Source organism: Flavobacterium sp. (genome assembly GCF_013823965.1).
In the GTDB taxonomy this organism is placed as follows: domain Bacteria; phylum Bacteroidota; class Bacteroidia; order Flavobacteriales; family Flavobacteriaceae; genus Flavobacterium.
Genome location: NZ_PNNA01000101.1, coordinates 76,089 through 87,418, shown reverse-complemented (window position 1 = coordinate 87,418; position 11,330 = coordinate 76,089). Strand labels below are relative to the sequence as shown.

Sequence of the window (11,330 nt, the reverse complement as noted above, 5' to 3'; positions counted from 1 at the left end):
AGTTTGTTTTCCCGGCAATTCTTTTTTTCCTCGCTTAATTCTAAAAAACGATATTATTATGGCTTATTTATTTACGTCAGAATCAGTTAGTGAAGGACATCCAGACAAAGTAGCTGATCAAATTTCAGACGCATTAATTGATAATTTCTTGGCATTTGACCCTGAGTCAAAAGTGGCTTGCGAAACTTTGGTTACCACAGGACAGGTAATTCTTGCCGGTGAAGTAAAATCGGAAACGTATTTAGACGTTCAAACTATTGCTAGAGATGTCATCAAAAAAATTGGTTACACCAAGAGTGAATACATGTTTGAAGCGGATTCCTGTGGTGTTCTTTCAGCCATTCACGAGCAATCTGCCGATATCAATCAAGGTGTGGACAGAGCCAGCAAAGAAGAACAAGGCGCTGGTGACCAAGGAATGATGTTTGGCTATGCCACTAACGAGACCGAGAATTTAATGCCATTAGCATTGGATTTATCCCATAAATTATTACAGGAATTAGCTGTTTTGCGTCGTGAAAACAACGAAATCAAATATTTGCGTCCTGATGCAAAATCTCAAGTAACATTGGAATATGACGACAACAACAAACCCTCTCGAATCGATGCCATCGTAATTTCGACCCAACACGATGATTTTGATGAAGAGGCTGCGATGTTGGCAAAAATTAAAAGTGATTTAGTTGGAATTTTAATTCCAAGAATCATCAAAAACAACCCACAATACGCTCATTTATTCAATGATAAAATCACTTATCATATTAATCCAACAGGAAAATTCGTAATTGGAGGTCCTCACGGAGATACGGGATTGACAGGAAGAAAAATCATTGTGGACACTTACGGCGGAAAAGGCGCTCATGGTGGTGGTGCTTTCTCCGGAAAAGATCCAAGTAAAGTAGATAGAAGTGCGGCTTATGCCACGCGTCACATCGCCAAAAACCTTGTTGCAGCTGGTGTTGCCGACGAGATTTTGGTTCAAGTTTCTTATGCAATTGGTGTTGCAAAACCAATGGGAATTTTCATTGAAACTTACGGAACTTCAAAAGTGAATTTGACCAATGGAGAAATTGCCAAAAAAGTGGAAGCCATTTTTGACATGCGTCCTTACTTTATCGAGCAACGTTTGAAATTGAGAAACCCAATCTACAGCGAAACTGCTGCTTACGGACACATGGGCCGTCAGCCAGAAACCGTAACCAAAACTTTCAAGGCTCCGGGAGGAATTGAAAAAGTAGTTACCGTGGAATTGTTTACTTGGGAGAAATTAGATTTCGTGGATCAAGTGAAAGCTGCTTTTGGATTGTAAAATTTAACCGAAAAGTACTCAAAATTATACGCGAAGTTCGCTCAAAAAAACCCTGGCTATTTTTAGTCAGGGTTTTTTATTTGGTGATATGCCCTATTTTTATTTACTTAGTACTAAATAATCCAGAAAACCATGTCTAAATTTCCTTCTTTGCAGAACGTAATAAATGCTACTCAAAAAACTATTTTGAGGTTTCCCTTAGAAACAATAACAGCCATTTGTGGAACCATTTTCGCCATTTTACTTGTTGAAGATGAACACCGGAATTCCAAAGAATTATTGGAAAAAGCCATAATGGGTTGTTTGTTGTGCTTGGTTTTATTTCTTTCGATTAGTTTGTTCTTTTTGGCTTCCAAAAAAAACAACATCATTCGTTTTCTAACCAGTTTGACTCTTGGAAGCATGGCGTTTGCTTTTGTTTTTAGTTTTAAGAAGGAGGTTACGGAAGTAGAAACACAACAATTTCTAGTACTCAATATCGCATTGCATTTACTGGTTTCGTTTGCCGGTTTTTTACCTAAAAAATACAATCAGGATGAATATTGGGAATTCAATAAGCGTCTTTTTCTTCGAATTTTAACTGGAGGCTTGTACAGTGTTGTCCTTTATCTAGGTCTAGCCATTGCGATAACAGCCGTTGAAAAACTATTTAATATTGACATTGAGGACAAAATTTACGGTTATTTATTTTTTACTATTGCTGGGATTTTCAACACCATTTTCTTTTTGAACGGTGTTCCAGAAACCAACAATACGGAACATCCACTAACGTTGAACTATCCAAATGGCCTTAAAAACTTCACCCAGTATGTTTTAATGCCGCTAATTAGTCTTTATTTGGTTATTTTAATTTGTTATGAGACAAAAATTCTGGTAACACTTTCGTTGCCCATTGGCTGGGTTTCCTATCTAGTTTTAGTATTTGCCATTTTCGGAATTCTTTCTTTTTTATTAGTACATCCAATAGCCACGGAAACCGGAAATCTTTGGATGCGAACCTTTAACCGATGGTTTTATTATTTACTTGTTCCGTTGCTTGGGCTGTTGTTTTGGGCAATTTTATATCGTATCCATCTTTATGGATTTACCCACGAACGCTATTATGTTTTACTGTTATCCATTTGGCTTACTATCGTGGTGGCCTACTTTATTACTCAAAAACAGCCTAAAATAAAATTCATCCCCATCAGTATGTGTATCGCGGGATTGCTGTCGATTATTGGACCGCAAAGCGCTGACAGCATCTCTCAAAACAGTCAACTTTGCAGATTTGAAACCTATTTGGAAAAGACCGAAAAAGCAAAACTTACTTTCGAACAAGAACAAGATTTGAGTAGCATTGTAGACTTTTTGGAAAAGAATTACGGAGTGGAAATCCTTCTTCCTTATACAAATGGCAAGTTAGACACACTTGTCAAAAAGAACAAAGCTGCTAATTCATCACAAATTATGAAAGCATTGGGATTTCAATACCGCGACAGTTACTACAGACAAGAAAAGTTTGAAAATAACAATGAATTTTATTACAATTTTCATAAAAACGAACAACAAAACATAGAAAACATTCACGGATATGACATGTCTTTTTCAATTGGAACCAACAATGATTTAAAATGTAATGACTGTTTGAATATCAACAACATCAACTATTCCGTAATTTCTTCCAAAAAAGATTATGGTTTGGACTTGCAAATCGATCAAGACACCATTCCGTTAAAAATTGTTGATTTTATAAATGCAAATCCAGCTTTCGACCAAAATGAAAATTCAGGGGAAAAGATTACCCAAAAAATTGAATCTCCAAAATACTCTATTTTGATTACCTATATTACCGTAAGTGGCGAAATAAAAGAAAAGAAGAAAACTTTGGACCGATACCAAATCAAAGTACTGGTTCGAATTAAAAACTAAAAATATTTAAACGCAATTCATAAAGAATTGCGTTTTATTAGCCCGGACAACAATGAATAGCTGGATTAGCTTCTAAATATTATACTTCAAAGACAATATCAAATACCTCGGTTGAACAGTATATTGTGAAGTTCTGGTAGAGAATTGCGAAAAACTGTCGTCGTTCAGTGATTTAGTATTCAAGAGATTCGTTCCACTGATTTTATATTCGAACTTGCTGCCTTTCTTTTGATAAATCAGGCTTGCACTCAAGAAATCATACTCGTTGTTTACTGATTTTTCAGTGTTGTAATAATGGTAAAACTCATATTCCGTCACGAGGGAAAAACTGTTTAAAAAGTAATAATCCAGCTTGGCAAATGGTCGGTCTGTATAATAAACACTGTTCGCATAATCATTGATGACAATGTTGTAACCCACTTCTAAATTGGGTAATTTTTTGTAATTCGTGGATGCTTTCAATGTATAACTTTGGGTAAAACTTTCATTTGTTGACAATACATTGTTTTGGATGTTATTGAACAATGACCAATTGATGTTTGCCGAAAAAGAAGCCTTGTAATTCTTCAAGAAAGAACGGCCATAAGACCCACTTCCGGAGAAAGTTTCATCTGCAAAGTCCGAATTGTAAGGACTTGACGATTGGTTTACACCATCGTAAAAGGCTTTGGTCTTTACGGCATCAATTCGTTTGGAATACGTTAAAAAAGCGGTTATGTTTTCTAGATTAAACATATTGTATTTGAAATAACGCAAGGAATGTTGGCGAGCCGTTGCGTTTTCGAGTGTTCGGCTTCCTTTTCTTAAACTATTGTAATTGGAAAACACATAACCTTCTGCCAATTGGTTGATATCGGTAAAACTATTGGTGTACGAAAAATTATAGGTCAACGATTCCGCTTTCTTGATTTGATAAATAGCCAACAAATCGGGTAAAATTCTGGAGAAATTTTGGTTAAAATCTGTTCCCAATTGTTGGTTGGTCATATGATAACCATGAACACTGATGCCGGGCGTAAAAGTAAATTTCCCTGTCAAAATCTTGTAATGCAAACCCAAAAAAGCATCATTGAAATTGTAATTCACGTCATTTTTATTAACGGTATTATCCAATTTATTTATCGTTTGATTGTCTAAAATTTGATACATGCTGGAATTGAAATTCTGATACGAATAGGTGTTTCCAAAAGTGACATTGATGTTGCTTTTTGGCGTAAGCATATAAAAATAATCCACTTTGGCATCCAGTTTACTTGTCTTGACGAAACGGTTTTGAGTGATGTCGTTTCTTTGTTGTCCTGAATCATAACCTGCTAAATTAAAAGGTTTCGATTTTAGATTGGCATTATAAAAAGGATCTTCTTCCTGATATAAATGTTGCATCTCGACAGCAAAAATATTTTTTTCGCTTGCAGTATAAAACAAACTGAGATTTTGATTTACCGAAATTGGTTCTTGTTTTTTTGCCGTATTGACCATTTCGGTTGTGGAAATATTATCGACTATGGATTCCCTCACAGAAGGCGCATCTTCCTGTTGCTTAGAAACCTTGGTCAAAACATCGTAATCAAACTGAAAATCGGTCGATGGTTTGTAGCTCGAACTGAGTTTGAACATCCCCAAATTGCTTTTTTGATTTGCAAATTCCTTGCGATTTTCGGTAGATTGAATTTCGGAAGAATTGGGGGCTAAAATATTGGTTTGCGAAATGGTTTCTAAATTCGTAAGTGAAGAAGAAATGATGCCAAAACCGCTCAAAGTCCAGGCTTTATTTACATTATAGGAGAAATTTGCGGCTCCAAATTGGGTTTCAATTTCCTTGGCTCGATTGTTTCTCATCAATGAAATCCCCAAGTCATTGGACGAAACATTAAAACTGGAACCTCCTTTGGCCATCAAGCCTCGAAATCCTCCTGTCAGCTTCATGTAATCCTGGATAGTCAAGGGCAACTCGCCAATATTATTGAAATTAGTAATCAGGTTGATGCTGTATTTGGGGTTGTAATAAAACAATTTAGGATTAATCAAATAGCGACTATCCAACATTCCCACACCAATTCCTGCGGTCAAATCACCAAACCAGAAATTCTTTTTCCCTGATTTCAACTTGATGTTCATGGCCACGTTGTCTTGATTATTTTCCACGCTTTTCAAAATCGAATTTTCGTTGAAATTTCGAAGCACTTGAACCTTGTCTATGGCATCGGCAGGAATATTTTTGACTCCCAATTTGGTGTCACCGTCAAAAAAATCTTTGCCTTCCACCATTAATTTTGTTACTTTTTTGCCTTCCACTTCTACTTCACCATCAGCGTTGACTTCGACTCCGGGGAGTTTTTTGAGGACATCTTCCAGTTTTCGTTCGGTTCCAGATTTAAAAGAATCGGCATTGTAAACTATCGTGTCGCCTTTGATGGAAACAGGCATTTCTCGGATAATTTCGACTCCATCAAGTTCTACAGCGCTATCTTCGAGACTAATATTTTTATTGATATTTACCGTTGTTGTAACAATTTCAACCTCTTTACCCTGCATTCCCAGAAAACTAATTTTAATGCTATAGGTTGTGTTGGGTTTCAAATTAAGGGAATATTTTCCTTTATCATTGGTAATTCCATAAGAATCCATCCCTTTTGTGGCTTGGTTTACCGCCATAACATTGGCCATTTCTATGGGAAGCGCTTTTGAATCCGAAATAATTCCTTCGAGTTTAATGGTTTGAGATAAAGAAATTGAACTGACAAGGAATAAAGTGACAAGAAATATGTTTTTCATTAGGCAAAAATTGAAATGTTAAAACTGGTGCTTTTCTGCGCAATTAACGCTCGATTCGGATTTGCATCCCACCGTTTCCGCCGCGTCCTCGATTCATTTCGCGAAATTCTTCCATTTTTTTTACCACAATTTCATCAAATTCTTTTTGAGTTACCACCTTCCCTTTTGTTGATGGTTTAATGACCGCTTTTTCTTTTGGATTAAGGACAATTTTAGAACATAAAATAACCGTTTTTCCGTCGTTTACTTCCAATATTAATCCCGGTAATCCCCAATATCCTTCCGGTCCTTGATTTACAGGAATTTCAGGAGTGTACCAAGCCGTGACAACAACCTCTTTAGGCAAATCCATTTCGTCCATAAAATTTGTTTTCTTGGTGGCATCGGCAGGTTTCACTGTTGCAGCCTCTTCTTTTTTGGGTCTTAAATTTCTAAAATCCGTAGTACTCACGGGACGAACCGCCGTGGCTTTAAAACAATTATATCCTCCGATAATTCGTGTTTCGCCTTCCATTTTCCACTTTAAATTGGGCAATGAATCTTTTACCAAAAATTCTTTTCCCATAAACTCCTTGTCGATGGTATATGCTTTCTCTTTTATGTTTTTGTAATATGTTCCTCCTCCTCCAGTCATCGAAGACATTATGCGCATTCCTCCATTGTTTTGACCTGGCGTGTCCAGTTTCTCTTCTTCTTTATAAATCGAAGCCATTTTGTCGAAATTGAGCGTGAATGTTTTTTCGAACATTTTTTTCATTCGTTCCTCCATATTTTTTAACATTTCTGGAGAAATGTCTTTATTGCCCTCTATTCTGGCTTTGAAATCCGAGGTGCTTGTTTTGGATTCATACACCGCCATACCTTGAAATTCTTGGGCTTGAATTCCTAACTGAACTGAAAAAAATAATGCTATTGCAAAAAGAATTTTAGACATAAGTTTGTTTTTTTAATGTAACCCATAAGACTGTTCAAAAGTATTTTCGTTACAATTTTTATATTAAAAAAGTAAGACATTTAATATTGCAAAGGGTTTAATCGCAACCCGGCTTCAGCTTTGAAAATGTTTACTTTACCTCAAAAGTATAATTAATAAACTAAGCTGAAAAATGAAATATACGAGTCCCCTAAACCAATAGACCGAATGCATTTTTAACGGGATGAAATTCAAACAAGGCATTGAAATTAAAAATATCTAGCCATTTTTATCCTATTTTTTGTAATTTGCTACACTTATGAGAAACCTACTTCTTTTATTTTTTATTTTTTTCTTTACTGTTTCTTTTGGACAGAATAAATATGTGGCCACTAAACAGGATTCAATAGCGCTCAACGCTGACGATTTTCTGGGATACGATCAATTTGGTTTTTACTATTCGATTAAAAACAATGTTTTGGCTAAAAGCAAGAAAGAGGAATTATTTGAATATAAAAACATTTCGCTGGGAAAACCAACCAAAATTGACTTCCAAAATCCATTGAAAATGGTTTTGTTTTATGAAAACTTCAACACAATCATACTATTGGACAATCAATTGAGTGAAACGCAAAAAATAAATTTCTCCGAAAATGATGCTCCAATAATGACCACTGCCACTGGAATTGCCTCTGGAAACAGACTTTGGGTTTACAATAGTTTAACACAACAAATCGGTCTTTTTGACTACTTAAAAAAAACGCTTCAAACACTGGCACCTTCCATTCAAGGAAACTTGAAATATTATGAATCCGATTTCAATACTTTCCAATGGATTGACAGTAGCTTGAATTGGTATGCCGTAGATGTTTTTGGAAAAATCACGACTTTGGGGAAAGTTACTGATTTTGACCAGATTCAAATCATTAATGACCATATTGTTCTTTTTTCGAAAAACGGAAAATTACAGCTTCAAAATATCCAAAAAAACAGTGTTTACCCAATTGAAAATGTGGATAAATCATTTAAAAATTTCTTCTACAAAGACCAAATTTTAGCTACTTTTACCAATCAAGAAATTACAAATTATAAAATCAAGATACCATAATGCACATAGCGATAGCAGGAAATATAGGAGCTGGAAAAACAACATTAACACGCTTATTGGCAAAACATTTCAAATGGGAACCGCATTTTGAAGACGTGGTCGACAATCCTTATCTGGATGATTTTTATCACCAAATGGAACGCTGGTCTTTTAATTTGCAAATTTATTTCCTAAACAGTCGTTTTCGCCAAGTGATGCAGATTCGCGAAAGCGGCAAAAAAATAATTCAAGACCGAACCATTTATGAAGACGCGCACATTTTTGCTCCCAATCTTCATGCGATGGGCTTAATGACCAATCGTGATTTCCAGAACTACTCATCACTGTTTGAATTAATGGAATCTACGGTAAGGCCTCCGGACATGCTCATCTATTTAAGAAGTACCATTCCAAATTTAGTGGGTCAAATCCACAAACGCGGTCGCGAATACGAGAACACGATTTCCATTGATTACCTCAACCGATTGAACGAACGTTACGAGGCATGGATTCAAACTTACACCAAGGGAAAATTATTGATTATTGATGTGGACAATATCAATTTTGTGGACAATCCCGAAGATTTGGGAATGATTATCAATAAAATTGATGCGGAGTTGAACGGATTGTTTTAGAACCTAGATTGCACCGATTATCACATAGTATAAAAAGAAAAATGCCTCACGATTGTGAGGCATTTTTTTATACAATAAACTAAGAAATATTATTTTAAAGCTTCTACTTTTGCTTTAACTTCTTCTAATGAACCTTCAAAAACTTGAGTTTCTACATTTCCGTTTTCGGAAGTGGTTACCGTTGCACTTGCTTTTCCATCTTCAGTTTTGATGATTTCAACTTTAACGTTTTTATCCGCAGTTGCTTTTTTGGCACAACACGCTTTTTCAGCAGTTGGCGCAACAAATTTTCCGTTTGCATCATAATGCGACATGCACATTTCTTTTTGCTCTGGAGTACAGCCTTTTTCGTCACACATTTTAGCACATTCCTCTTTAGTCATCGTGGCACATTTTGACATATCACATTTACCCATCATCGCTCCTGATTTCATCTCCATTGTGCAGTTCATCATCTTGCTTTCAGAAGCGCTTCCGTTTCCTAAAATTGGTGCAATTACCAATCCAATCAAACAAGTCAATTTAATCAAGATGTTCATCGATGGCCCAGAAGTATCTTTAAATGGATCTCCAACGGTATCACCGGTTACGGCTGCTTTATGCGCATCAGAACCTTTGTATGTCATTTCACCATTAATCAAGACTCCAGCTTCGAAAGATTTTTTTGCATTGTCCCAAGCACCACCGGCATTGTTTTGGAAAATAGCCCAAAGCACACCTGAAACGGTAACTCCAGCCATATATCCACCCAACATTTCAGCAATTAACTGGTTGTTGTCTGGATAAACTAACTTGCCTAAAAGTACAATTGCAATTGGAAAACCAATAGTCAAAACACCTGGCAACATCATTTCGCGCAAAGCGGCTTTTGTAGAAATATCAACACATTTTGCATATTCCGGTTTTCCGGTTCCTTCCATAATTCCTGGAATTTCCTTGAACTGGCGACGCACTTCATATACCATGTCCATGGCAGCTTTTCCAACAGAATTCATTGCCAATGCAGAGAAAACCACAGGTATCATTCCACCAACGAATAACATAGCCAAAACTGGCGCTTTGAAAATATTGATCCCGTCGATTCCCGTGAAGGTTACGTAAGCAGCAAACAAAGCCAAAGAGGTCAACGCAGCCGAAGCAATTGCAAAACCTTTTCCTGTTGCAGCCGTTGTGTTCCCTACTGAATCCAAAATATCGGTACGAGTTCTAACTTCTTTTGGCAATTCACTCATCTCGGCGATTCCACCAGCGTTGTCAGATATTGGCCCAAAAGCATCGATTGCTAATTGCATTGCCGTTGTGGCCATCATTGCAGAAGCTGCAAGGGCCACTCCGTAGAAACCTGCAAAAGCATAAGAAGTCCAAATGGCGGCTCCAAACAACAATACCGTTGGAAACGTGGAAATCATTCCTGTTGCCAAACCGGCAATTACATTTGTTCCTGCTCCTGTTGAAGATTTTTGGACAATTGCCATAACTGGTTTTGTTCCCAAACCGGTGTAATATTCAGTCACTGAGGAAATAACTCCACCAACAACCAATCCAACGATTGTTGCATAAAAAACTCTCATCGAAGAAATTTCTTGTGTTCCTTCGCCAAAGAAATTCATTTTCATGGTTTCTGGCAACATATATTGAACCAAGAAGAAACAAGCTACAGCAGTTAAAGCGATTGAAACCCAGTTTCCAACATTTAATGCTCCTTGTACTTGTTTTTCTTTTGCATCATTGTCCGTAATTTTAACCAACATTGTTCCAATGATGGAGAATAATATTCCAAAACCGGCAATTGCCATTGGCAATAAAATTGGCCCAATTCCACCGAAAGCATCTTGAATGTTTCCGCCCATATCTTTAATCACGTAGTTTCCAAGAACCATTGCGGCTAGAACTGTTGCTACATAAGAACCAAATAAATCGGCACCCATTCCGGCAACGTCTCCTACGTTGTCTCCTACGTTATCAGCAATCGTGGCAGGATTTCTTGGATCGTCTTCAGGAATTCCAGCTTCAACTTTACCTACTAAATCAGCTCCAACATCGGCAGCTTTTGTATAAATTCCACCACCAACTCTAGCAAACAAAGCAATCGATTCAGCTCCAAGAGAGAATCCGGCCAATGTTTCCAAAACGATTGTCATGTCTTCAGTAGAAGTCCAAACCCCGTTCATGAAGAATTGGAAAAAGATGATGAAGAAAGATGTCAAACCTAATACGGCCAAACCTGCAACACCCAATCCCATTACTGTTCCTCCACCAAAAGACACTTTTAATGCTTGTGGCAAACTCGTACGAGCTGCTTGGGTTGTTCTAACGTTTGTTTTTGTTGCTATTTTCATTCCCATATTTCCAGCCAAAGCCGAGAAAAATGCTCCAAAAACAAAAGCAATTACTATGAATAAATGAGTTGAAGTTCCTGGCAAAAAGGTAATTCCGGCCAAAACGACACTTGCAAAAACCACAAATATTGCCAATAATCTATACTCAGCTTTAAGGAAAGCCAATGCTCCTTCATAAATGTGTTCTGAAATTTCTTTCATCTTCCCGTCTCCGGCATCTTGTTTCAAAACCCAAGCTCTTTTGAAAGCCATGAAAGCTAGTCCAATTAATGCCATAACTATTGGCACATAAATCATTATTGTATTCATAAATATATTTTTTTATAAATTTTTTTTGGGTACAAAAGTACTAAAATTAGGA

General features: G+C 36.7%; 7 protein-coding genes. 4 read left to right on the top strand and 3 right to left on the bottom strand.

Annotated elements, in window-relative coordinates; genetic code table 11:
- The first annotated feature begins 58 nt into the window (after positions 1–58).
- Positions 59–1,309 (top strand): methionine adenosyltransferase, encoded by a 1,251-nt coding sequence (metK, locus tag C0430_RS12370; protein WP_290870661.1) that lies wholly within the window; start codon positions 59–61, stop codon positions 1,307–1,309.
- 186 nt (positions 1,310–1,495) lie between these two features.
- Entirely contained in the window at positions 1,496–3,220 is a 1,725-nt protein-coding gene (locus C0430_RS12365; protein ID WP_290870658.1) for a DUF4153 domain-containing protein, read from the top strand.
- Positions 3,221–3,292: 72 nt separating this feature from the next.
- On the opposite strand, the gene C0430_RS12360 is transcribed toward C0430_RS12365, so the two are convergent.
- Complete coding sequence (locus C0430_RS12360; protein WP_290870656.1) at positions 3,293–5,995, bottom strand: carboxypeptidase-like regulatory domain-containing protein; 2,703 nt, start codon at positions 5,993–5,995, stop codon at positions 3,293–3,295.
- A 43-nt stretch (positions 5,996–6,038) separates the two neighbouring features.
- Positions 6,039–6,929: a GLPGLI family protein gene (locus C0430_RS12355; protein ID WP_290870652.1), complete on the bottom strand. Its 891-nt coding sequence runs from the start codon at positions 6,927–6,929 to the stop codon at positions 6,039–6,041.
- 298 nt (positions 6,930–7,227) lie between these two features.
- On the opposite strand from C0430_RS12355, the gene C0430_RS12350 reads away from it, so the two are divergent.
- A complete protein-coding gene (locus C0430_RS12350; protein WP_290870649.1) occupies positions 7,228–8,016 on the top strand; it encodes a hypothetical protein in 789 nt (262 codons plus the stop codon).
- On the top strand, positions 8,016–8,630 hold the full coding sequence (locus C0430_RS12345) for a deoxynucleoside kinase (protein WP_290870645.1): 615 nt from the start codon (positions 8,016–8,018) through the stop codon (positions 8,628–8,630). The genes C0430_RS12350 and C0430_RS12345 overlap by 1 nt, the downstream gene beginning before the upstream one ends.
- Positions 8,631–8,719: 89 nt before the next feature.
- Here the strand turns inward: C0430_RS12345 and C0430_RS12340 are convergent, their stop codons facing one another.
- On the bottom strand, positions 8,720–11,278 hold the full coding sequence (locus C0430_RS12340; protein WP_290870642.1) for a sodium-translocating pyrophosphatase: 2,559 nt from the start codon (positions 11,276–11,278) through the stop codon (positions 8,720–8,722).
- Positions 11,279–11,330: the final 52 nt, after the last annotated feature.